We start from the raw sequence: 23,467 nt of genomic DNA on the forward strand, positions 1-23,467 counted from the left end.
CTCCAACGTCGCTCCCGCGCAGGCGGGAGTCCCTACCTTGCTGGTTCGGCATGGGTTCCCGCCTGCGCGGGAACGACGCTTCAGGCGCCGGTCAGCGCCTTCTTGACGAGCGCGGAAACTGCCGTCATGTCGGCGCGTCCAGCCAGCTTCGGCTTGACGATCGCCATCACCTTGCCCATGTCTTGTGGACCGGCAGCACCAGAGGCGGCAACCGCAGCGGCCACTTCGGCGGCAATTTCTTCGTCCGACAGGCCGGCAGGCATGTAGGCCACCAGAATGGCCAGCTCGGCCTTTTCGATGTCGGCCAGGTCCTGGCGGTTGCCCGCTTCGAACTGGCTGATCGAGTCCTTGCGCTGCTTGATCATCTTTTCGATGATCGCCTGGGTCTGGGTGTCGTCGAGCTCGATGCGCTCGTCGACTTCCTTGCGCTTGATTTCAGCGAGTATCAGGCGGATGGTCTGCAGGCGGGTCGCATCTTTCGCGCGCATCGCCGCTTTCATGTCTTCGGTGATTTGTTCTTTTAAGCTCATGTCATCCTCGCGTCGTGGCCAATTGGCCCAGTAAAAATAGCAAAACCCGCTGCGGAAAACCGGAGCGGGTCTGCGACTCATCAAGACTACCCGTCCGGCGCGGCACGAAGCCATTCACCGGAACCAGTCCCGATTGGAAATCTTAGTACAGCTTCTTTGGCAGTTGCTGGCTGCGAATGCGCTTGTAGTGGCGCTTTACGGCAGCTGCCAGCTTGCGCTTGCGCTCAGCCGTTGGCTTTTCGTAGAACTCGCGTGCACGCAGTTCGGTCAGCAGACCAGTTTTTTCGATAGTGCGCTTGAAGCGGCGCATGGCTACTTCGAACGGCTCGTTTTCTTTAAGGCGAATAGTGGTCATGTAAAAATCAAACCGTTAGATTTAGATGGGAAGAACGAGATTCTAGCAGCATTTCAAAATGATGGGAAGCCTTTTGATTTCCTGTTTCGCAAGCGCCACACCAAAAACCTCATTCCCCTACTGCCAAACCTGCCGCCACACCCGAGGCCCAGGCCCACTGAAAATTATAGCCGCCCAGCCAGCCGGTGACGTCGACCGCCTCGCCGATAAAGTACAGCCCGGGCACCTTATTGGCCATCATCGACTGCTGCGACAGCTCGCGCGTGTCGACCCCGCCGAGCGTGACCTCGGCCTTGCGGTAGCCTTCCGAGCCAGTCGGCACGATCGCCCAACGGTTGATGGCGTCGCCCAGCTTGCGCAACTTTGCGTCCGGCATGTCGGCCAGGCGCGCGTCGAGCTCGAAACCGTTGGCCAACAGCAAGCCTTCGGCAAGGCGCACCGGCAGCCACTGCGACAGCACGTTGCCAAGCTGCTTCTTGATCGTACCCTTGCCTTCGATCAACACCTGGGCCACGTCCATGTCAGGCAACAAGTTCAGCACAATCGGCGTGCCCGGCTGCCAGTAGCTGGAAATCTGCAAGATGGCCGGTCCGGACAAGCCGCGGTGGGTGAACAGCAAGTCCTCGCGGAAATGGCCGCGCTTGGCGCCCTTGCCTTTGCCCGAGCCGGTTTCCACCTCCACTTCCAGCGCGATGCCCGACAGCGGCGCGTAGGCCTCCCAGCTTGGGCCGTCGAAGGTCAGCGGCACCAGGCCCGGACGCGGTTCGATGATGTTCAGGCCGAACTGGGTGGCGATCTTGTAGCCGAAGTCGGTCGCGCCGATTTTCGGGATCGACAAGCCGCCGCTGGCAATCACCAGGCTGTCGGCCAGGATGTCGCCGGTGTCGGTGGCGATCAGGAAGCCTTCGGAGGTGTTGTCGACCGCGCCAACCTGGCACGGCATGCGCCAGGTGACGGCGCCCTCGGCGCACTCTTCCTTGAGCATCTGGATGATTTGCTCGGCCGAATCGTCGCAGAACAGCTGGCCGCGATGCTTCTCGTGGTAGCCGATGCGGTGTTTCTTCACCAGCGCGAGGAAGTCCTGCGGGGTGTAGCGCGACAGCGCGCTCTTGGCGAAGTGCGGGTTCTCGGACAAGAAATTGGCTGGCCCCGCATTAATGTTGGTGAAATTGCATCGTCCGCCACCGGAGATACGGATCTTTTCAGCCAGCTTGGCCGCGTGATCGATCAGGACAACGCGCTTGCCACGCTGGGCGGCAACCGCCGCGCACATCATGCCGGCCGCGCCCGCGCCGATCACTGCTACATCATATTGTTTAGCCATCTGGTGCCAGGTTCCGCATTTACAAAAGACGTGATTGTAAACCGGGCGCGGCTTGGCCCTTCAATGCTTTCGCTACCATCAGGCATTGTTGGACTTGCTCGATGATGGGTTCGGGCACCGGCACCTCGCCGCGCAGCGCCTGCGCGATCCACTCGGCGGTGCTGGCCGCGTCGCGCGCGGAGGGCATCTCGGCCAGCTCATCGGTCGGATCGCCCTTCTGCACCAGCAGCACGCCCTCGCCGTTGTGGAACCACTGGATTTGCTGGCCCCGGTGGGCGTTGGCCACCGTTTCGCCTTCGGTGCCGCGCATCAGGAAGGCGTCGCCACGCCCGGGCGGCGCCGAGGTGGTGAAATAGTCGCTGAGCATCTCGAGGTATTCGGGATGGGTATACGACACCAGCCGCAGCGCCGGACCGTCAAATGGCTGCAGGATCTTGACCAGGGTATGGGTCGAGTTGCGCACGCCGAGGATGCGGCGCAGCGCCAGCAGGCGCGCCATCTTCGGCGCCAGCGTTTCAACCGGCATGAAGCAGGGCTCGCGGCGCGCCACTGCCTCCAGCAGGCCGGCTGGCGAAGTGGCTGGGGCGAGCCCCATGGCCGCAAGGATTTCCGCAGTCGTCACACGGCCAGGGTCGGTGCTGACGCCATGCACCAGCACCGGCACGCCTTCGCGCGCCAGCAGCAGCGCCAGCAAGGGCGTCAGGTTGGCCAGTTTGCGCGCGCCGTTATAACTCGGGATAACGACTGGGGCGTACTGGCTGGCCGGCACCGGCAGCAGCGGGAACGAGGCCTCGGCGGCCTCCAGGAAGCCGGCAATCTCGCTGACCGATTCGCCCTTGATGCGCAGGGCCAGCACGATGGCGCCGGTTTCCAGGTCGGACACCCTGCCGTCGAGCAACGCCTGGTACAGCGCCCGTGCATCGTCGCGAGACAGGCTGCGGGCACCCTTTTTGCCGCGTCCAATTTCCTTGATGAAGTGGGCGGCTGGAAATGGTTCAAAATTTGTCGTCATTGATGAAGCTTACACCGGGCGCTTTTAACTGTGAGGGGATTTTGGCCTGTTGCAATGCAGCACGCGGAAATTCGTACTACACTGGCAGATCCCTAATGCACAATCTCCCACCAACAAGCGGACACCAATGATCACGCCAGATATCGAAAATAGTAACGTCAGCTCGTTCGCGGTGATGCCTTCGCCCGAGCAACTGCACGCCGTGCTGCCCCTCTCCGACGCCGCCTTCCAGACCGTCATGCGCGGGCGCGAAGCGCTGCGCAACATTCTTGACCGCAAGGACAAGCGCATGTTCGTCGTGGTCGGACCGTGCTCGATTCACGATCCGGTTGCCGGCCTCGACTACGCGCGCCGCCTATTGAAGCTGCAACAAGAAGTGGCAGACACCATGCTGCTGGTCATGCGCGTGTACTTCGAGAAACCGCGCACCACGACCGGCTGGAAGGGCTACATCAACGATCCGGACATGGACGATTCGTTCCGCGTCGACGTGGGCATGAGCAACGCGCGCAAGTTCCTGCTCGACGTGTGCGAACTCGGCCTGCCGACCGCCACCGAAGCGCTCGACCCGATTTCGCCGCAGTACCTGGGCGACCTGATCGCCTGGACGGCCATTGGCGCGCGCACCACCGAGTCGCAGACCCACCGCGAGATGTCGTCGGGCCTGTCGACGCCGGTTGGCTTCAAGAATGGCACCGACGGCGATATCAGCATCGCGATCAACGCGATCCTGTCGTCGGCGCACCCGCACTCCTTCCTCGGCATCAGCAGCCAGGGCACCGTGTCGATTGTGCGCACCAGCGGCAACGCCTACGGTCACGTAGTACTGCGTGGCGGCGATGGCCGTCCGAATTACGATTCGGTGTCGGTCGCGATTGCCGAGCAGGCTTTGGCCAAGGCCAAGCTGCCGGCCAACCTGGTGGTCGATTGCTCGCACGCGAACAGCTACAAGAAGCCTGAACTGCAGCCGCTGGTGATGTCCGATGTGATCCAGCAGATCAAGCACGGCAACCAGTCGGTGGTCGGCGTGATGATCGAGTCGAACATTGTTGGCGGCAACCAGAAAATTCCGAGCAACTTGGCGGAACTGAAGTATGGCTGTTCGGTGACGGATGGCTGCATCGATTGGGAAACCACTGAGGCGATGCTGAAGGCGGCGCACCAGGAACTCCTCCAGCGCCCATAACGTCGTTCCCGCGCAAGCGGGAATCCATACATCGCATGCATCAACGCGCCGCATGGATTCCCGCATACGCGGGAACGACGGCTACAATGTCACCTTTCTGTCCCACCTGTTAAGTCCCCATGATCGTTCTCGGCGTCGAATCCTCCTGCGATGAAACCGGCCTTGCGTTATACGACACGCAACGCGGCCTGCTGTCGCACGCACTCCACTCGCAAGTTGCGATGCACGAGGAGTACGGCGGCGTCGTGCCCGAGCTGGCCTCGCGCGACCACATTCGCCGCGCCATTCCGCTGCTGGAGCAAACCCTGGCCGACGCCGGCATCGAAGCGTCCGGCATTGACGCCATCGCCTACACCCAGGGCCCCGGCCTGGCCGGCGCGCTGCTGGTTGGCTCGTCCATCGCCTGCAGCCTCGGCCTGGCGCTCGACAAGCCGGTACTCGGCGTGCACCACCTCGAAGGCCACCTGCTGTCGCCGCTGCTGGCCAGCGATCCGCCGAAATTCCCCTTCATTGCCCTGCTGGTCTCCGGCGGCCATACCCAGCTGATGCGGGTCGACGGCGTCGGCCGCTATACCTTGCTCGGCGAAACCCTCGACGATGCCGCCGGCGAAGCGTTCGACAAGTCGGCCAAACTGCTCGGCCTGGGCTATCCCGGCGGCCCGGCCATTTCCCGCCTGGCCGAATTCGGCAACCCGGACGCCTACAAGCTGCCGCGCCCGATGCTGCACTCGAAAGATTTCAACTTCAGCTTCTCGGGCCTGAAGACCGCGGTGCTGACCGTGGTAAAGAACCACGAAGAGAAAGTGATCGCCAACATTTGCGATCAGGACAAGGCCGACATCGCGCGCGGCTTCGTCGATGCCATCGTCGACGTGCTGACGGCCAAGTGCGTGAGCGCGCTGCGCCACTCGGGGCTCAAGCGGCTGGTGATCGCCGGCGGCGTCGGCGCCAATTCGCAGCTGCGCGCCTCGCTCAACGCCGCCGCCGAACTGAAGAAGTTCCGCGTCTACTATCCAGAGCTGGAGTTTTGCACCGACAACGGCGCGATGATCGCCTTCGCCGGCGCGATGCGCCTGCAGATCAATCCTGACGCCGCCCAGCGCGACTATGGCTTCAATGTACGGCCGCGCTGGCCCCTTGATGAGATCGAGGCGGCGTAGAAAAAAACTTTGTCGTCCTCATAAGGTGTCACGCTGTTGGCCTAATAATGTCAAACTCGCCTGGTCGTCCTTTTCCGGAGGTGGCGTATGCGCGTTGTCAGTTGGAACATTCATTGGGGCTGCGGCAAAGACAGCCGGATCCGCATCCACGCGATCATCGATGTACTGCGCAAGTTAAATCCCGACATCATCTGCTTGCAAGAAGTAGCGGCGAATCACCCTGAACTGGAGGGCAATGCCAGCGCCAACCAGTTCCGCCAGCTTGCGGGCGCGTTCGGGGGTTACCAGCCGGTGCTGGAGCCGACCAGCGAAATTTATCAGAACAATCTGCCGCGCCAGTTCGGCAACCTGCTGCTGTCGAAGTACCGTATGACACAAGTGCATCGCCACTCGCTGCCGTGGCCTCCCGATCCAGCCGATGCCGGCATGCCGCGCGGCATGATCGAAGCGGTCGTCGAAGCGCCCGGCGGCAAGATGCGCGTGCTGACCACCCACCTTGAGTACTATTCCCAGATCCAGCGGATGGCGCAGGTCAGGCACATCAAGCACCTGCACCGGGAGGCGTGCGAACGCGCGCGCCTGTACCAGCCCAATCTCGGACTCGACGCGCCGTTCCAGCTTGGCTTCAGGCCCGGCAGCGCGATCTATTGCGGAGACTTCAACTTCGCGCACGATTCGGCTGAGCACGCGGAGATGCTGGCAACCGACGACAGCATCGCCCTGCCGCTGGTGGATGCGTGGAGCCATACCCATCCGGACACCGCCCGTGCGCCGACCGCCGGCCTGCATGGGTTCAAGTGGCCGGAGCGCCCGGAATGCTACGACTATTTCTTTGTGACGCAGGATTTGCTACCGCGCCTGAACGACGTGTCGGTGCAGTCCGAAACCGCGGCCTCGGACCACCAGCCAATCGTGATTGACCTCACCTAGACTGGATGCTCGTCATACCTCAACTGGAGGTAGCGGTCAGGAAGGATGCGCTTCGTTAAGTCACGAAATCTTGCGCCCCGCCAATTTGCCTGGCCCTGTCCAGACTCAGAATGGTTCTCTGTATCCAGTTCTGAGGAGTAGACCAATGGCAATCGACGTGTATCTGCAAATTGATGGCATCAAGGGCGAATCTACCGATTCGACGCACCATGGTTGGATCGAGGTTAGCCAGGCCCAATGGGGCGTGACGCAGCCCATTATTGCACCCGGATCCGGTGCCGGCGGTCGCACCACCGGACGGAGCGAATATCGCTCGATGTCGCTGGCAAAGCTCGCAGATCTGGCATCGCCTGCGCTGATGCAGCACTGTGCGAACGGATAAAACTATCCCGAAGGCGAAGCTGGAATTCATGCGGGCCGATGGGGATGGCAACCGCGTAAAGTATTACGAAGTCGAGCTGGAGAACGTGCTAATCGCGAACATGGAGCAGATGGTGGCCGAGGGCAGCATTCTGCGTGACCATCTCGCCCTTCAGTTCAGCAAAGTCAAATGGAAATACACCCAGCAGAAGATCAACGGCGGAATGGGCGGCCATACGGCGGGCGGTTGGGACCTGTCCTGCAACAAGTCGTGCGCGTGACGGAGGAATGTCATGAGCGATGCAAAATCCGATCCGCTGCGGCCTACGAAAGACTCGCGCGGTTTCTTCATGCTGCCACGTACACCGGCGGAATCTGGCTACTACAGCTATGGCCAGATGGACAAGAAGCCGGACAGGGGCGGATATCAGTACCCGCACCCAATCATGATGCAGGCGATCCTTCGCGTAGCGCTGGAGTGGCAAGCCGTCGACTGGCGCCGCATTGGGATTGGCAATATCAGCCGCGCTAACGGGTTTGATGACGACGATCACGGCTCTCACCTGAACGGGCTTCAGGTGGACATCCGGCCAGTCCGTAAGGACGGCCTCGAAGTACCCGTCGTCTGGACAGATCGCCAATACGACCAAGAAGGAACGGCCAAGTTGATCGAATTATTCAGGACGTTTGCACCAGTGAAGATCGTTCTTTTCAACGATACCAGCATCCCGTTCGTGAAGACCGCCAAGGGTCACGATGACCACTTTCATGTTGCTCTGATAGGGTGAATATGCGCAAAATCGCGTTGTTAATTTTTGTTGGCCTTTGCCAGCAAGCGACTGCTGGTGAGAGCAACAACAAACTCCACGAGCTGAACGAGTGGAATGCGCTTCTTCAAGCGAACTACAAAATCCATTCGGGGGGCACGGCATATTCCGAACCGCCAACGAAGCTTGATAGCGTTTTTACGGTCGCCTTCAAAGGTGAAGCCGCCAGGCAGGTATTCGAACAGATCGGGCCTGACGTGAAACCAGTCTGTGATGATGCGGACGGCAACCGGGTGCGAGAAAAAAAAGGCGTTCATTGCTCATATACCGCTCGCCTTGAAAATACAGCAAATTCCCACTATCGGTGCTGGATCGGAATAGATCTTCGAACTGGCGAGGGGGACGTTCGGGTGTCCTGCTAGGCCACCCTGCTCTTCGGCGCCAGCCGATTGTTATCGACATCATCTGGACTAGGCGACCGCCCGCATGGGATTGGCCTGCCGCCGGTGCAGGAATTCCAGCACATGAGTGCGGTATTCCATGTACAGCGGATCGAGCGCCAGCGCCACCCGGTCGCGCGGACGCGGCAAGCGGATCTCGGCGATCTCTCCGATGGTTGCGGCCGGCCCGTTGGTCATCATCACGATGCGGTCCGACAATAGCACCGCCTCATCCACATCGTGGGTCACCATCACCACCGTCGATCCGGTGTTGGCGACAATGCGCAGCAGCTCGTCCTGCAGGTGGGCGCGGGTCAGCGCATCCAGCGCGCCAAACGGCTCATCCATCAGCAACACCTTCGGCTCCATCGACAGCGCCCGCGCGATGCCAACCCGCTGCTTCATGCCGCCCGAGATTTCATTCGGCCGCTTGGCGCCGGCTGCGGTCAGGCCGACCATCGCCAATGCGGCAGCGGTGCGCTCGCGCAGCTTGTTGCGGTCTTCGCGCGCGCCAAACACCCGTTCGACCGCCAGGTAGACGTTGTCGAAGCAGCTCAGCCACGGAAGCAGCGAATGATTCTGGAACACCACGCCGCGCTCCGGCGACGGCCCGTCGATCTCGCGTCCGGCGCAGATCAGGGCGCCGTCGGTGGCCTCGGTCAGGCCGGCGATCAGGTTCAGCAAGGTCGATTTGCCGCAGCCAGAGTGCCCGATCAGGGTGATGAACTCGCCCTGCGCCACCGTCAGGTTGATGTTGCGCAGCGCGTGGAAGCGGCCTTTACGGGTCTCAAACACCATCTCCGCGCCCCGTACTTCGATGAATTTCTTTGCGGCCATCTCAACTCCCCGTTTCTTCGTACGTGAACGATCGTGCGATGGCGACCAGGATTTGCTCCAGCACCAGCCCGACCACGCCGATGACGACAATCGCAATGATGATGTGCGGCACATTCAAGTTATTCCATTCGTCCCAAACCCAGAAGCCGATGCCGACACCACCGGTCAGCATTTCCGCCGCCACGATCACCAGCCAGGCGGTGCCGATGGCCAGCCTCACGCCGGTCAGCATGTAGGGCAGCACCGATGGCAGCAGGATCTTGGTGAAAATCTTCCACTCCGACAGGTTCAGCACCCGCGCCACATTCATGTAGTCCTGCGGCACGCGCTGCACACCGACCGCCGTGTTGACGATCATCGGCCAGATCGAGCAGATGAAGATCGACCAGATCGCGGCCGGGTCGGCGGACTTGAACACCAGCAGCCCGATCGGCAGCCAGGCCAGCGGCGACACCGGCTTGAGCAGGCTGATGATCGGATTGAACATGCCGCCCATAAACTTGAAACGGCCAATCATGAAGCCGAGCGGAATGCCGACCGCTGCGGCCAGGCCAAAGCCCAGCGCGACACGTTTCAGCGACGCCAGGATATTCCAGCCGATGCCCTGGTCGTTCGGCCCATTCCGATAGAACGGGTCGGAGAACAACTTGACCGCCTCCTCCCAGGTGGCGGCGGGCGTAGGAAATGACGGGTTGTTGGCGGCGAGCACTTGCCACATCACCACCAGCAGCGCCAGGCCGGCGAACGGCGGCAGGACGGCCATCACCACACCTGACGCGCGCGCGCTTCGGCCGCTTAACTTGTAGCCCTGGCGGGCCAGCCGTTCGCTGCGCAACGGTTTAACGGGTTCTTCGGCCATGACAGGTCTCACAATCGGTTCCAGGACTGCACTCATGATTGGCTCCTTGCGTCAGGCTTTGATCTTGAAAGAATTGGCGTAGGCGGCCGGGTTCTTGCCATCCCAGACAGTGCCATCGATCATCTTGACGGTGCGCATCGGCGACTTCGGCACGCTCACCTTGGCCATCGACGCCGCTTCCTTGTACAGCGCAACCTGGTTGACGCTGCTGGCAACGGCCAGGTAGTCCGGCTCGGCCTTGAGCAAGCCCCAGCGCTTGTGCTGGGTCATGAACCACATGCCATCCGACAGGTACGGGAAGTTCACGCTGCCGTCGTTGAAGAACTTCATGTGGTTCGGATCGTCCCAGGTCTTGCCGAGTCCATTCTGGTAGCGACCGAGGATGCGCTGGTTGATCACGTCGACCGACGTGTTGACATACGACTTGTCGGCGATGGTCGCCGCCATCTTGGTCTTGTTCGACAACGAGGCGTCGATCCATTTGCTGGCATCGAGGATCGCGGCCACCAGCGCGCGCGCCGTGTTCGGATGCTTCTTCACCCACTCGAGCGTGGTGCCCAGCGTCTTCTCGGGATGGTCCCTCCAGATGTCCTGGCTGGTTGCGGCCGTGATGCCGACGCCGTCCACGATGGCGCGGTGGTTCCACGGTTCACCCACGCAGAAACCGTCCATGTTCCCCACCCGCATGTTGGCCACCATCTGGGGTGGCGGCACGGTAATGGCGCGCGCGTCTTTCATGGGATTGATGCCGTAGCTGGCCAGCCAGTAGTACAGCCACATCGCGTGGGTGCCGGTCGGGAAGGTCTGCGCAAAGGTGTACTCGCGCTTGTCGGTCTGCATCAGCTTGGCCAGCGATGCGCCGTCGACGGCGCCCTTGTCGGCAATTTTCTTCGACAGGCTGATGGCCTGGCCGTTCTGGTTCAGGCTCATCAGGACTGCCATGTCTTTTTTGGCGCCGCCAGCGCCCAGTTGCACGCCGTAGATCAGGCCGTACAGAACATGGGCGGCGTCGAGCTCGCCATTGACCAGCTTGTCGCGCACGCTGGCCCAGGACGATTCCTTGCTGGGGATAATCTTGATGCCGTACTTTTTATCGAAGCCCATCACCGACGCCATCACAATCGATGCGCAATCGGTCAGCGGGATGAAACCGACTTTGACCTCGGCCAGCTCGGGCTTGTCGGACCCCGCGGCCCACACGCCGCCGGTGGCGAGTGCGGTAATCGACGCCGCGGCGCCCGCCTTGATCAGACTGCGGCGGATCGGGTTGCTGGTGCTATCGGTCGTCATCATTCCCTCGTTGGCAGTGGCTGTTACCACTACATGAGCAAGGGACGTGCCAGCGGTAAATACCGCGGCGCAAGGGCAAAGAGGTGCGAATCGCTTGTTGTTATGGCACTGTCGTTGTGCAGCGCACCAAAACAGGATGCCAAAGTGCGCGTAGCGCGCTTGCGATCAGGACTGCGCGGCGATGCTCCTCAGCGCCTGTTCGAACACTTCCGGCGGCTGCCCGCCGGAGATCAAGTGACGTTCATTGATGATAATGGCCGGTACCGAATTGATCCCGGCCCGCTGGAAGAACTGCTGGCGCTCGCGCACTTCGTCGGCGTAGGCACCGCTGGACAGGATGCGCGCCGCTTCCGCGCTGTCCAGACCGATTTCCCCGGCCACCCGCGTCAGCACCGCATGGTCGCCAGGATTCTCGCCCTTGGTGAAGTACGCCTCGAACAGCGCCGTCTTGAGCGCATACTCGCTTCCCAGCGTATTGGCCCAGTGCAGCAAGCGGTGCGCGTCGAAGGTGTTATAGATGCGGCTGCGCGTGTCCATGTTGAAATCGAAGCCCAGTTCGGCTGCGCGGGCGCGGATGGTCGCGCGGGTCGCGGCCCGCTGCTCTTCGTTGGCGCCGTATTTTTGCGCGATATGTTCGCCGATATCCTGGCCGCCCGCCGGCATGGCCGGGTTCAACTCGAATGGCTGGAAGTGGATCTCCGCGCCGACCGCGTCCTTGGCGCGTTCCAGCGCCTGCTCAAGCGACTTGAGGCCGATGACGCACCAGGGGCACGAGATGTCTGATACAAAATCGATTCTGACCTGCTTGCCCACGATATACCTCCGTATTTTTAGCGCTGACACAGCTAAATGTTGAACCTGCCGTCACCCGTCGTCGTTCCCGCGCGGCCGGGTGCCCCATGCTGGAATTGTCACCTCGCCCGGTATAGGTTCCCGCCTGCGCGGGAACGACGATGGGCACGTAGCGCGGACAACGCCTATTTTTTCTTCGCCGTAGCCTTGGCCGCGGCCGATTTGCTGCCGATCCGGCTTTCCTTGCCAGCCAGCAGATTCGAAATGTTCTTGCTGTGACGATACAGCAGAAGCGCGCTCATTGCCGCCACGGCGAACAGGATCTCATCCGCGCCGAACAGCAATCCATAGTAGAACGGCGCAAACACCGAGGCGATCAGTGCCGCCAGCGACGAGTAGCGGAATGCGTAGGCCACGATCAGCCAGGTGGCCAGCGTCGCCAGGCCCAGCCACACGTTCAGGCCGATCAGCACGCCCAGCGCCGTGGCCACGCCCTTGCCGCCGACAAAGCGGAAGAACACCGGCCACAGGTGGCCGATGAAGACCGCCAGCGCCACCAGCGCGATGCCGGTGTCGTCAACGCCGAACTGCTCGCCGTAGCGGATCGCCAGCCAGACCGCGAACCAGCCCTTGGCCGCGTCGCCGATCAGGGTGGCGATCGCCGCTTTCTTGTTGCCGCTGCGCAGGACATTGGTCGCACCCGGATTGCCCGAGCCATAGGTGCGCGGGTCCGACAGGCCGAACAGGCGGCTCGCCACCACGGCAAACGAAATGGAGCCGATCAGGTAGGCGGCAATAACAAACAATACTGTATTCATGTGTCTCTCTTTTTATAGTCCGGCGTCAGGGCCGGGCGTGATTATATACAGTCGCTATTCCAAAGCACACTGCACCGGCTTGGCGCCCAGCAGCGCCACCACCGCCTGCGGGTCAATGCCGACCAGGTAGCCGCGCCGGCCGCCATTGATATAAATCTTTTCCAGCGCGAGGATGCCCTCCTCCACATACACCGGCATCGCCTTCCTGGTGCCGAACGGCGAAGTGCCGCCGACCATGTAGCCAGTGTGCCGCTGCGCCACCTCGGGCTTGCACGGTTCGACCGATTTGCACGGAATCGCGCGCGCCAGGTTCTTGGTCGAGACCTTGCAGTCGCCGTGCATCAGCACGATCAGCGGGCGCGCCGCTTCGTCCTGCATCACCAGCGTCTTGACGACGTCATGTTCGGACACGCCAAGCTCGCGCGCCGACACCGCGGTGCCGCCATGTTCCTCGTAGTCGTAAGGGTGCTCGGTAAAGACAACCTGGTGCTTGCGCAGGAACTGGGTCGCCTGAGTTTCTGAAATATGCTCTTTGCGGGCCATGCGTGTTACGCTAAAGGTTCATTGAGGAGTCTTATTATGCAGCAAGAGATTCGCTTTGCCACCTTCAATGTTTTCAATCTCGCACCGCGCGGTGCGCGCTTGTATGACAACCTGCTGCCCTCGACGCCCGAGGAGTACGAGGCCAAGATCGCCTGGACCGCGCGCCAGATCGACCTGCTGGATGCCGACGTGATCGGCTTTCAGGAGATCTTCTCGCAAGGCGCGCTGCGCGAAGCGCTGGCGCGCACCCGCAACTATCGCGATGCGCACCACATCGGCTTCGACCCTGACCCGGCCGCCGCGCGCCTGACGCCGAGCGTCGCGCTGGTCTCGCGCCTGCCCCTGGGCGGCGCGGCCACCCCGCACTTGCTGTTCCCGCCCGGTATATCGCTGCCGCCGGGCAGCCGCGACGCCGACCGCTTCACCCGCGCCGTGATCCACGTTCCGGTCATCCTGTCGCCCGATTGCACGGTCGATGTGGTGGTGGTGCACCTGAAATCGCGCCGCCCCGACTACCGCAACGGCGACACCGGCGAGGACGCACAGATTTACGCGACGGCCTGCCTGCGCTCGCTGGTGCGGCGCGGCACCGAGGCCGTCGGGCTACGCGTCATGCTCAGCGACCTGGCGCGCGCCAACAAGCGTCCGCGCGTGGTGCTGGGCGACTTTAACGATGTTGCCGACTCGGTCACCACCGCCATCGTGCAAGGCATCGGCGGGCCGCTGGGCGACCGCATGTTCGACTCATTCGACCTGCAGCGCAGCCAGGACCGCATCCGCCAGGTCGGCTTTTCCAGCATGCACGACGGGCGCTTCAGCACCATCGACCATATCTTGCTGTCCGAAGAGTTCAACGGCGCCTTGCCGACGGCGATCGGCGAAGTCGTCGAGGTCAACTACCTGAACGACCACCTTGTACTGGCCTTGCCGGAAGCCTCAGACCACGGCCAGGTGCTGGCGCGCATCCGCCTGTTCGACGAAACCCACGGCCTCATCGATGCGGGGATGTAAGGTCGGGATTGACTGACGCCTTGCCGGCGTAGTAGCCCTGGTATTCGTCGCAGCCGTGCTGGCGCAGGAAGCGCAGCTGCTCTTCCGTCTCGACGCCTTCGGCAATCACGCGCAGCTTCAGGCCGCGCGCCACCGCGATGATGGCCGGAACGATGCTGTCGTCGTTCAGGTCGCGCAGGATTTCACCGACCAGCGTGCGGTCGATCTTGAGTTTCGACAGCGGCACCTGGCGCAGGAAGGACAGGTTGGAGCAGCCGGTGCCGAAGTCGTCAATGGTGAGCTGCACGCCGCGCCCGGCCAGCGCCAGCACGGCGCCGATGGTGACCTCGTCCGCGTTCATGATGACGTTCTCGGTGATCTCCAGGTCGAGGTAGCGCGCTTCGAGCCCGGTGCGCGCCAGCGCCCGGTCGACGCAGGCCAGCAGGTCGTTGTGAAAGAACTGGGCATTCGACAAGTTGACCGCGACGCACACCGGATGGCCGTCGTCGCGCCAGCGCGCCGCCTGTTCGCATGCTTGCTGCAACACCCATTCGCCGATCGGCACGATCAGCCCGCTCGACTCGGCGACCGGCAAAAATTCGTCCGGCGCCAGCATGCCACGCTCCGGATGGCGCCAGCGCAGCAGCGCTTCCAGCCCCACCACCTGGCCGGTTTCGCAGCTGATCTCGGGCTGGTACTCAATGACAAACTCGTTGTTGGCGATCGCCTGGCGCAGGTTGTTTTCCATCTGCACCCGCTGCACCACATGGGCATTCATTTCGGGGCTGAAAAAGCGGAACGCGTTGCGCCCGTCCTGCTTGGCGTGGTACATGGCGACGTCGGCGTGCTGCGTCAGCGTATCGATGTCGCCGCCGTCGGACGGGTAGATGCTGATACCGATCGACACGCTCACGGTCAGCTCGGTTCCCGACACGCTGACCGGCTGGATGATCGACTGCATTACGGTCTGCGCGACGTGGGCGGCCTGGTCGACGCCGCCGATGTCGGCCAGCACCACGACGAATTCGTCGCCACCGTGGCGGCTGACGGTATCGACGCCGCGCACGCAGCGCGTCAGCCGGGCTGCGGTTTCCTTCAGCACCTGGTCGCCGGCCTGGTGCCCGAAGCCGTCGTTGATGGCCTTGAAACGGTCTAGGTCGATGAACATGACCGCCACCTTGGTGTGCTGGCGGCGCGCCGCGGCCAGCGCCTGCCGCAGGCGGTCGAGCAGCAGCACGCGGTTCGGCAGGTCGGTCAGGAAATCGTGTTCGGCGAGGTGGCGGTTTTTCTCCTCGACGCGCTTGCGGTCGGTAATGTCGGACAAGATGGCGATGTAGTCGGCCAGGCCGTGGCTGCCGCTGCGAATCGCCGTCAGCGCGACCCAGCACGGGAACTCGGCGCCGTCGTGGCGGCGGGTCCAGATTTCACCCTCCCAGTGGTCATGCACCGCGACGTAGCTCCAGATCTCCTGGTAGAACTCCTCGTCGTGCACGCCGGAGCGCAAGCTGGGCGCTTCCTTCCCGACGATTTGCTCGGACGCGTAGCCCATCAGGTCGGAAAATGCGCGGTTCACGGCGATGACCTTGTAATTGCGGTCGAGCACCAAGATGGCGTCGCGGCTGTTGTCGAACACCTGGGCCGCCATCATCAAGTTGCGCTCGGACACCTTTCGCAGCGTAATGTCGCGGATGGTGGCATACGCCATCGGCGCATGGTCGAGCATGAGCGGGGTCAGCTGCACCTCGCCCCAGAAGCCGCTGCCATCAGGCAACCTGTACTGCCACTCATACCGCCCGGCGACGTCGGCCAGCGATTGCGCGGCTTCGCCGGGCGGCGCGCCCTCGGCCTGCGTGGGCGGCGCGAAGTCTGGCAGGGTGCGCCCGACCAGCTGTTCTTTGGTGCTGCAGTGAAACAGCTGCAGGGCAGCCGGGTTGGCGTCGATGACGACGTTATTCTGCAGCAGGACGATGGCGTCGCCGGCCAGCGCAAACAGCTCCTGGAACCCGGGGCCCGGGCCGTTGGCGCCATTTGGCGCGACCCGGTCGGTGACATCGACTTCCATGCAGAACAGCTGCTGCGGCTCGCCATCGCGCACGACCGGATAGTGGGCCGAGTACATCCAGCGCGTGCTGCCGTCGTGCAAGCCAACTTCCCAGTCATGCGCCTGGGGCGAGCCGGTGTCCCAGACCGATTGCAGCACCTCGGCAAAATAGGCCGCGTTGCGGCGCGGCGCCAAGCTCAGCAGCGGCTTGCCCATGGCCTCGCCGGCGCTGACGCCAAACAGCTCGGCGCAGCGATGGTTCCAGAAGCGCACAAGCCCGTTGCGGTCGACGCTGTGAATGGCCACCGTGGGCGACAGTTCGATGGCGGCGACAATGCGGTACAGCACCTCGATGGCCTCGCGCCCCGGGCCGTCCGGTTCGTGCTGGTAAAGCGAAGCCTTCGGGCTGGAGGTCACGGTGCATCCTTTAAAGGGCGGCGGGCGCACTTTCCGCCTACTGCAAGGGGCCATTTTGGGGCAGCGTATTCGGCGTGCGCTTGCGCACACGCAAAGTCGCCCCCCTTGCGCTTTCGCGTTCCCGTCAAAACCGTGCGGGCCGACGTTTGGTCCCGCGTTTTTGCACTTCAGCGGACCGAAACGGCTTCCTGTCGCATTCCGTTGGCGCTTGGCGCGCGCCTTTCCTACAGTGTCAACATGCGCGTGGAGCTCCATCCTGGCTTCCAGGGCGGAGCACATGCGCGACCTACCGTTCAACCGAACATATAAAAAGAACGATTATGAAACTCGAAAACCTTCCTCCAGCAGCCCCCTCCATTAAAACCGTCAGCAAGAAGCGCTGGCGCGCGCCCGCGGTTGCCGTGGCCGTGCTCGCCATAGGCGCAGCTGGCTGGTATGCGATGCAGCCTGGGAAGCCGGCAGCGGCGCCAATGGCCGCCAAGGCCGGCGGCGATGGCGCGCCGAAGGTGGACGTGTACGAACTGTCGCCGCGCGACGTGGCCAGCATCGCCCAGGGCGAACTGCACATCAAGCTGCCGCTGTCGGGCTCGCTGACGCCGCTGGCGCAGGCAACCGTCAAGTCGAAGGTGTCCGGCGTCGTCACCGGCGCCACCATCGAAGAAGGCACCTCCGTGGCCAAGGGCCAGGTCCTCGCGCGGCTCGACCAGGCCGACCAGCGCGCCCGCGTCGCCCAGCAGCAGGCGATGGTGGACGAAGCCAGCGCCCGCCTCGACCTCGCGCTCAAGAACAACAGCAATAGCCAGATGCTGCTCAAGCAGAGCTTCATCTCGCAGAACTCGTTCGATGCGACCTCCAACGCGGTGGCGCTGGCGCGCGCCAGCGTCAAGGCGGCCCAGGCCCAGCTTGATATGGCGCGCAATGCGCTGGCCGACACCGTGATCGTCGCGCCGATGTCCGGCGTGATCAGCAAGCGCCATGTGCAGGCAGGCGAAAAGCTGTCGCCCGACATGCCGGTATTCTCGATCGTCGACCTGCGCGAACTGACGCTCGAAGCCCAGGTCCCCGCCTCGGATATCCCGCGCGTCAAGGTCGGCCAGGACGTCGCCTTCAGGGTTGACGGCTACCAGGGCCGCAGCTTCACCGGCAAGGTCGCGCGCATCAACCCGACCACTGAACCCGGCTCGCGCTCGATGATGGTGTATATCCGCGTCGCCAATGCCGATGCCGCCCTGCGCGGCGGCATGTTCGCCAAGGGCAGCCTGACCACCACCAGGTCGGCGCCGGCGCCGCTGCTGCCGCTGGCGGCGCTGCGCACGGAGAACAATCGCGACATCGTCTACACGGTTGAAAACGGCAAGGTCGTCTCGACCCCGGTGACGCTGGGGCTGCGCAATGAAGACGACGGCATGGCCGAAGTCACCCAGGGCCTGGCGGTCGGCGCGCGCGTGCTGGTGGCCAGGCTCGATGGCGTCAAGCCGGGTAGCAAAGTCAAGGTCGACGCGCCGGCGGCCAAGCCGGTGCTGGCCGCGGCAGCAGGCGCGAAAGGCTAAGCCATGTGGATCACTAAAACAAGTATCAGGAATCCGGTCTTTGCCACCATGGTCATGGTGGCGCTGGTGGTGCTCGGCCTGTTCTCTTACCGCAGCCTGGGCGTCGAAGCGATGCCGAATGTGGCGCTGCCGTTTGCGTGGGTCGAAGTGGCCTACCCAGGCGCGTCGCCGGAACAGGTAGAGAACGACATCACGCGCCAGCTCGAAGACACCATCAACACCGTCAGCGGCATCAAGTCGATCCGCAGCAATTCGTGGGAAGGCCGCGCCGGCGTCTCGGTTGAATTCAACCTGTCCACCGATATGGACAAGGCGATGATCGAGATGCGCGACAAGATCAGCCGGGTGCGTCCCACCTTCCCGAAAGAGGCCAAGGAGCCGTTCATCGTGCGCGCCGAAGGCGACAACGAGCAGGCCGTGGTCGAACTGAGCCTGATGTCCGACACGCGCAGCGTGCGCGACCTGTCGACGCTTACCGAACAGCTCATCACCAAGCGCCTGCAGGGCGTCGCCGGCGTCGGCCAGGTGCGCGTCAATGGCAAGACCAACCGCCAGGTACTGGTCAACCTGAAGCCCGATGCGCTGTCGGCGCAGCACGTCGGCGTCGATGAAGTACTGCGCGCGATCCAGGCCACCAACACCAATCTCCCGGCCGGCAACATCAGCTACGGCGCGGCAGAGCGCCTGGTGCGGGTGGAAGGCAAGATCAAGGATGCGCGCGGCTTCAACAAGATCATCGTGGCGCGCCGCGCCAGCGGCCCGGTCTACCTCGAACAGGTGGCCGAGATCATCGACGGCGAGCAGGAAGAGACCTCGATTTCGCGCATCAACGGCGTGCGCGCCATCACGCTCGAAGTGACCAAGATCCAGGACGCCAACGTGGTCGAAGTGGGCACCGGCATCAAGCTCGCGGTCGAGAAGATGCAAAAGACGCTGCCGGCCGATATCAAGCTGGCCATCCTCGAAGACCAGTCGCAGCGGGTCCAGAGCCAGCTCGACAACGTCAAGCGCACCATCATCGAAGGCGCGGTCCTGACGATGCTGATCGTGTTCCTGTTCCTGCACTCGTGGCGCAGCACCGTGATCACCGGATTGACCCTGCCGATCTCGGTGATGGCCAGCTTCATCGCGATGAAGTACTTCGGCTTCACCCTCAACTTCCTGACGCTGATGGCGCTGTCGCTGTGTATCGGCCTGCTGATCGACGACGCCATCGTGGTACGCGAAAACATCGTGCGCCACCACGACATGGGCAAGAACCACGTCGACGCCGCCAACGACGGTACCAACGAAATCGGCCTGGCCGTCATGGCCACCACCTTCGCGATCGTCGCCGTGTTCGTGCCGGTCGCCTTCATGGACGGCATCATCGGCCGCTTCTTCCTGCAGTTCGGCATCACCGTGGCGGTGGCGGTGTTGGTGTCGCTGTTCGTCTCGTTCACGCTCGACCCGATGCTGTCGTCGGTGTGGCGCGATCCGGTCAAGGACCGCTTCAAGTACCTGCCATGGCTCGGCCGCCTGATGGAGAAGGTCGAGCACGGCATCGCCCGCGTGCACGTCTGGTACGGCCGCGTGCTCGAGTTGGCGCTGCGCTGGCGCAAATCGACCTTGACCTTGGCGCTGGCGCTGTTCGTCGGCAGCCTCGCGCTGATGCCGATGGTCGGCGGCGAGATGTTCCCGGAGACCGACAACGGCTACATCCAGCTGCGCTTCAAGACCCCGGTCGGCTCGAGCCTGGACTACACCGAGGCCAAGGTGCGCCAGGTGGAAGCGGCGCTGGGCGAGTTCAAGGAAATCGACAAGGTCATCACCACGGTGGGCACCTGGGACGGCCGCAACACCGCCCAGGTCAACCTCAAGCTGACCGACGTGAAGAAGACCGAACGGCGCTCGCAGAAGGAGCTGGAGCAGCTGATCCGCGCGCGCCTGGCGCCGATCGCCGGCATCACGATGTCGGTCGGGAACAAGCCGATCTTCATCGCCATTCTCGGCCAGGACGAAGCCAAGCTCGATGCCGGCGCCCGGCGCCTGATGGAGAAGATGCGCAAGATCAAAGGCGTGGTCGACATCGAATACAGCCAGGAAGGCGCCAACCCGGCCACCATCGTCAAGATCAACAACGAGCTGGCCAGCGACCTGGGCTTGTCGACCCAGCAGATCGGCACGGCGCTGCGTCCCTTCGTCGCCGGCGACCAGATCAGCCGCTGGCTGGCGCCGGACGGCCAGAATTACGACGTCAACGTGCAGCTGCCGAAATCGGGGCGCCAGAAGGTGTCCGACCTGGCCGACCTGATGCTCGCCTCCAGCAAGATGGATGCCGACGGCAACCCGATCATGGTGCCGCTGCGCCAGGTGGTGGAATTCGTTCCCTCGACCAGCCCGCAGGTCCTCAAGCGCCAGGCGCTTGAGCGCCGGGTGGCGGTCTACGCCGCCATCGAAGGCCGCCCGAACGGCGACGTCAACAGCGAAGTCAAGGCGGCGATGGACAGCATCGACCTGCCCGAAGGCGTGCGCTTCGACGTCGGCGGCGAGGCCGAGCAAATGGCCGAGACCCTGGGCGGCGCGGCCAAGGCGCTGGGCATCGCGATCATCTTCATCTACCTGGTGCTGGCCTCGCAGTTCGGCAGCTTCCTGCAGCCGATCGCCATCATGGTGTCGCTGCCGCTGTCGATGATCGGCGTGCTGATCGCGCTGCTGGTCACCGGCAGTACGCTCAACATCTTCTCGGTGATCGGTATCGTGATGCTGATGGGGCTGGTGACGAAGAACGCGATCCTGCTGGTCGACTTCACCAACCACGGGCAGCGCCATGGCAAGAGCCAGCACGACGCGATCCTCGATGCGGGCCAGGTGCGCCTGCGTCCGATCCTGATGACGACGCTGGCGATGATCTTCGGCATGCTGCCGATGGCGATCGGCATGGGTGACGGTGGCGAGTCGCAGGCGCCGATGGGCCGTGCGGTGATTGGCGGCGTGATCACCTCGACCCTGCTGACGCTGGTGGTGGTGCCGGTGGCCTACACCTACCTCGACAACCTCGGCAAGAAGGCCGCGCGCTGGTTCAAGGGGGCGCCGGATGACCACAAGCAGCCGGCCGAGCTGGCCGAAGCCGCGTAAGCGAAAGCAAATCGGCGGATGACGCGCGTCGCGCTCTTCCGCCCTACGGTCCGTTGACGTCGTAGGGCGGAAGAGCGCGACAGCGCGTCATCCGCCGAATTTTTTGTTTCAGCGAACCGGCGTTATGCCTGGCCCTGCTCTTCCTGCGTTTCCTCTGGCGTGTCGCCCTCTTCCGCCGGCTCGGGCTCACCCCGCAGCTTTGCTTCCGCTTTTTTACGGGCCTTTTCTTCAGCCTTCTTCTTCTTCTCTAACTCTCGCTGCCGTTTCTCATAGGAGAAATTGGTCTTAGCCATGCGTCACCTCTCAGGTTAAATGGGACAGTCAACACTGCCCCCCGTTGCCATTATGACGCAGTTATGCGGAAGGCATTTGAATTAACCACGTGGATGATGCTGGGCGTGCAGGTGTTTTAGCCGCTCGCGCGCCACATGGGTATAGATTTGCGTTGTGGAAATATCCGAATGCCCCAGCAACAGCTGCACCACGCGCAGGTCGGCGCCGTGGTTGAGCAGGTGGGTGGCGAAGGCGTGGCGCAAGGTGTGGGGCGACAGCGGCGCCGTGATGCCGGCCCTGGCCGCATGCTTCTTGATCACGACCCAGAACATCTGGCGCGTCATCGGCCCGCCGCGCGCGGTGACGAACAGCGCGTCGTCGACCTGGCCGTCGAGGATCACCCCGCGCGCCTGGCTGACATAGCGCTCGATCCAGTGGCGCGCTTCCTGCCCGAACGGCACCAGCCGCGTCTTGCTGCCCTTGCCGGTCACGCGCAGCACGCCGTCGTTCAGGCTCAGCTCGACCATCTTCAGGTCCACCAGTTCCGACACCCGCAGCCCGCTGGCGTACATCAGCTCCAGCATGGTGCGTTCGCGCAGGCCGAGCGGCGTGTCGACGTCGGGCGCGGCGAGCAGCGCTTCCACCTGCGCCTCGCTCAGGGTGTGGACGAAGCGGGTTGGCTGCCTGGCCGAGGCCATATGCAGGCACGGGTCGCTGCTCACCTGCTTGTTGCGCAGCGCCAGCTGATAGAAACGTTTGAGCACCGACAAACGCCGGTTGGCCGAACTGGGCTTGGACTCGGCGTGGCGCGCGGCGAAATACGCGGCGAGGTCGTGCGGCTCGACCTGGTACAGCGAATCGTTGCCCGGCCGCGTGACCTCGAGCCAGCGCGCAAACAGCCGCATGTCGCGGCGATAGGCGTCGAGCGAGTTCTTCGACAATCCCTGTTCCAGCCAGAGGTTGTCGCAGAACTCGTCGATCAGGGCCAGATTGCTTGCTGTTGCCATGGGGAAGTATTCACGCCTTCGTGGCTCAGCAACCAGCGCTTGACGCTCAGGTGGAAGCCGTTCTCGTCGTCGTGGTTGGAAAAGCCGCCGAGGCCACCCGCCGCGGTGACGCGGTGGCACGGGATCACCAGCGGAAACCAGTTGGCGCCGCAAGCCTGGCCGACCGCGCGCGGCGCCGAGCCGATGTGCTTGGCGACCTGGCCGTAGGTGCGCACGGTGCCGCGCGGGATCGACGAAATCGCGGCCCACACCTTTTGCTGGAACGCGCTGCCGGCCGCGATCAGCGGCAGGTTGAACTGGAAGTCGGGGTCGGCCAGGTAGCACTGCACCTGCGATGCGGCCTCGTCGGCGAGCGCGTCGGTGGCGTCCTTCTCGCCGAAGTGCGGCGGCAGGTAGACCAGCTCGCGGATCACGCCGGCGTCGGTGCGGATGCCGATCGCGCCGAACGGCGCGCCGACGATGGCGCTGAAAATGTCGCTGCCTTGCTGTGGTTTCATGCGCGCAGTTTACCGTAGCCGCAGGGTACCGGCGAAGAAAAACATGTCAGCGTTACGTGTGCAATCCAATACGTCCTTTCCGCGCTAGCGGGAATCCAGACTGACACCGGGTGGTGGACGTGAATGTCGCGGGCACAGCATACGCAGTATGGGTGCCCGCCTGCGCGGGCACGACGTAGGGGTGGCAGCGCTGCTTTCCACATTTAAAAGACATAGCCAAAAAAAAACGCACCCCGCAGGGTGCGCTTCAAGTATGGTCACGTTTCCGGCTGTCGGTCATGCCAACGGCATTCTGTAAAACGCGTGTCTCCTCGATACTTCTTCGGTATTGAATACCGTGCTTTTATCAACTACTCCCCAAACCGAATCCTT

General features: G+C 63.1%; 22 protein-coding genes and 1 pseudogene. 8 read left to right on the forward strand and 15 right to left on the reverse strand.

The window, feature by feature from the left end:
- Positions 1-80: 80 nt before the first annotated feature.
- The 4 genes from I4X03_RS10240 to ybiB form a co-directional block, all read right to left on the reverse strand.
- Complete coding sequence (locus tag I4X03_RS10240; RefSeq protein WP_223468129.1) at positions 81-530, reverse strand: GatB/YqeY domain-containing protein; 450 nt, start codon at positions 528-530, stop codon at positions 81-83.
- Between the two features lie 142 nt (positions 531-672).
- Complete coding sequence (rpsU, locus tag I4X03_RS10245; protein ID WP_005665410.1) at positions 673-885, reverse strand: 30S ribosomal protein S21; 213 nt, start codon at positions 883-885, stop codon at positions 673-675.
- A gap of 109 nt (positions 886-994) precedes the next feature.
- Positions 995-2,209, reverse strand: coding sequence for a BaiN/RdsA family NAD(P)/FAD-dependent oxidoreductase (locus I4X03_RS10250; protein WP_223468130.1), 1,215 nt, complete (start codon positions 2,207-2,209; stop codon positions 995-997).
- Between the two features lie 19 nt (positions 2,210-2,228).
- Complete coding sequence (gene ybiB, locus I4X03_RS10255; RefSeq protein ID WP_223468131.1) at positions 2,229-3,221, reverse strand: DNA-binding protein YbiB; 993 nt, start codon at positions 3,219-3,221, stop codon at positions 2,229-2,231.
- A 127-nt stretch (positions 3,222-3,348) separates the two neighbouring features.
- On the opposite strand from ybiB, the gene I4X03_RS10260 reads away from it, so the two are divergent.
- The 5 genes and pseudogenes from I4X03_RS10260 to I4X03_RS10280 all read left to right on the forward strand — a co-directional run bounded on the left by I4X03_RS10260 (position 3,349) and on the right by I4X03_RS10280 (position 7,645).
- On the forward strand, positions 3,349-4,407 hold the full coding sequence (locus tag I4X03_RS10260) for a 3-deoxy-7-phosphoheptulonate synthase (RefSeq protein WP_223468132.1): 1,059 nt from the start codon (positions 3,349-3,351) through the stop codon (positions 4,405-4,407).
- 119 nt (positions 4,408-4,526) lie between these two features.
- On the forward strand, positions 4,527-5,567 hold the full coding sequence (gene tsaD / locus I4X03_RS10265; RefSeq protein ID WP_223468133.1) for a tRNA (adenosine(37)-N6)-threonylcarbamoyltransferase complex transferase subunit TsaD: 1,041 nt from the start codon (positions 4,527-4,529) through the stop codon (positions 5,565-5,567).
- A gap of 87 nt (positions 5,568-5,654) precedes the next feature.
- On the forward strand, positions 5,655-6,497 hold the full coding sequence (locus tag I4X03_RS10270) for an endonuclease/exonuclease/phosphatase family protein (protein WP_223468134.1): 843 nt from the start codon (positions 5,655-5,657) through the stop codon (positions 6,495-6,497).
- Between the two features lie 145 nt (positions 6,498-6,642).
- Positions 6,643-7,138 (forward strand): annotated as a pseudogene (locus I4X03_RS10275) (Hcp family type VI secretion system effector).
- A 12-nt stretch (positions 7,139-7,150) separates the two neighbouring features.
- Positions 7,151-7,645 (forward strand): M74 family metallopeptidase, encoded by a 495-nt coding sequence (locus tag I4X03_RS10280; RefSeq protein ID WP_223468135.1) that lies wholly within the window; start codon positions 7,151-7,153, stop codon positions 7,643-7,645.
- A gap of 20 nt (positions 7,646-7,665) precedes the next feature.
- Here I4X03_RS10280 and I4X03_RS10285 read toward each other — a convergent pair whose 3' ends face one another.
- The 7 genes from I4X03_RS10285 to ybaK all read right to left on the reverse strand — a co-directional run bounded on the left by I4X03_RS10285 (position 7,666) and on the right by ybaK (position 13,203).
- Positions 7,666-7,941 carry a hypothetical protein gene (locus I4X03_RS10285; RefSeq protein ID WP_223468136.1) on the reverse strand — a complete coding sequence of 92 codons (276 nt, stop codon included), beginning with the start codon at positions 7,939-7,941 and terminating at the stop codon, positions 7,666-7,668.
- Between the two features lie 153 nt (positions 7,942-8,094).
- Positions 8,095-8,901 carry an ABC transporter ATP-binding protein gene (locus I4X03_RS10290; RefSeq protein WP_223468137.1) on the reverse strand — a complete coding sequence of 269 codons (807 nt, stop codon included), beginning with the start codon at positions 8,899-8,901 and terminating at the stop codon, positions 8,095-8,097.
- Between the two features lies 1 nt (position 8,902).
- Positions 8,903-9,796: a nitrate ABC transporter permease gene (gene ntrB / locus I4X03_RS10295; RefSeq protein WP_223468138.1), complete on the reverse strand. Its 894-nt coding sequence runs from the start codon at positions 9,794-9,796 to the stop codon at positions 8,903-8,905.
- Between the two features lie 15 nt (positions 9,797-9,811).
- Positions 9,812-11,050 (reverse strand): CmpA/NrtA family ABC transporter substrate-binding protein, encoded by a 1,239-nt coding sequence (locus I4X03_RS10300; RefSeq protein WP_223468139.1) that lies wholly within the window; start codon positions 11,048-11,050, stop codon positions 9,812-9,814.
- Between the two features lie 165 nt (positions 11,051-11,215).
- A complete protein-coding gene (locus tag I4X03_RS10305) occupies positions 11,216-11,863 on the reverse strand; it encodes a DsbA family oxidoreductase (protein ID WP_223468140.1) in 648 nt (215 codons plus the stop codon).
- A gap of 164 nt (positions 11,864-12,027) precedes the next feature.
- Entirely contained in the window at positions 12,028-12,660 is a 633-nt protein-coding gene (gene plsY / locus I4X03_RS10310; protein ID WP_223468141.1) for a glycerol-3-phosphate 1-O-acyltransferase PlsY, read from the reverse strand.
- 54 nt (positions 12,661-12,714) lie between these two features.
- A complete protein-coding gene (ybaK, locus tag I4X03_RS10315; RefSeq protein WP_223468142.1) occupies positions 12,715-13,203 on the reverse strand; it encodes a Cys-tRNA(Pro) deacylase in 489 nt (162 codons plus the stop codon).
- Positions 13,204-13,239: 36 nt separating this feature from the next.
- Here ybaK and I4X03_RS10320 point away from each other — a divergent pair, with 36 nt between their 5' ends.
- On the forward strand, positions 13,240-14,214 hold the full coding sequence (locus I4X03_RS10320) for an endonuclease/exonuclease/phosphatase family protein (protein ID WP_223468143.1): 975 nt from the start codon (positions 13,240-13,242) through the stop codon (positions 14,212-14,214).
- Here I4X03_RS10320 and I4X03_RS10325 read toward each other — a convergent pair.
- Positions 14,195-16,651 carry a sensor domain-containing protein gene (locus I4X03_RS10325; RefSeq protein ID WP_223468144.1) on the reverse strand — a complete coding sequence of 819 codons (2,457 nt, stop codon included), beginning with the start codon at positions 16,649-16,651 and terminating at the stop codon, positions 14,195-14,197. The two genes, I4X03_RS10320 and I4X03_RS10325, sit on opposite strands and share 20 nt — an antisense overlap.
- A gap of 320 nt (positions 16,652-16,971) precedes the next feature.
- Here I4X03_RS10325 and I4X03_RS10330 point away from each other — a divergent pair, with 320 nt between their 5' ends.
- The gene (locus I4X03_RS10330) at positions 16,972-18,201 is read left to right on the forward strand and encodes an efflux RND transporter periplasmic adaptor subunit (protein WP_223468145.1); all 1,230 of its coding nucleotides are present in this window, start codon (positions 16,972-16,974) and stop codon (positions 18,199-18,201) included.
- Between the two features lie 3 nt (positions 18,202-18,204).
- Positions 18,205-21,318 (forward strand): efflux RND transporter permease subunit, encoded by a 3,114-nt coding sequence (locus I4X03_RS10335; RefSeq protein WP_223468146.1) that lies wholly within the window; start codon positions 18,205-18,207, stop codon positions 21,316-21,318.
- A 122-nt stretch (positions 21,319-21,440) separates the two neighbouring features.
- Here I4X03_RS10335 and I4X03_RS10340 read toward each other — a convergent pair whose 3' ends face one another.
- From I4X03_RS10340 to I4X03_RS10350, 3 genes are all read right to left on the reverse strand, one after another.
- On the reverse strand, positions 21,441-21,611 hold the full coding sequence (locus I4X03_RS10340; protein ID WP_223468147.1) for a hypothetical protein: 171 nt from the start codon (positions 21,609-21,611) through the stop codon (positions 21,441-21,443).
- 81 nt (positions 21,612-21,692) lie between these two features.
- Positions 21,693-22,598: a site-specific tyrosine recombinase XerD gene (gene xerD / locus I4X03_RS10345; protein ID WP_223468148.1), complete on the reverse strand. Its 906-nt coding sequence runs from the start codon at positions 22,596-22,598 to the stop codon at positions 21,693-21,695.
- Complete coding sequence (locus tag I4X03_RS10350) at positions 22,571-23,095, reverse strand: methylated-DNA--[protein]-cysteine S-methyltransferase (RefSeq protein ID WP_223468149.1); 525 nt, start codon at positions 23,093-23,095, stop codon at positions 22,571-22,573. Before I4X03_RS10350 ends, xerD begins: the two co-directional genes overlap by 28 nt.
- Positions 23,096-23,467: the final 372 nt, after the last annotated feature.

It is taken from the genome of Massilia soli, assembly GCF_016809835.1.
Classification (GTDB): Bacteria; Pseudomonadota; Gammaproteobacteria; order Burkholderiales; family Burkholderiaceae_D; genus Telluria_A; species Telluria_A soli.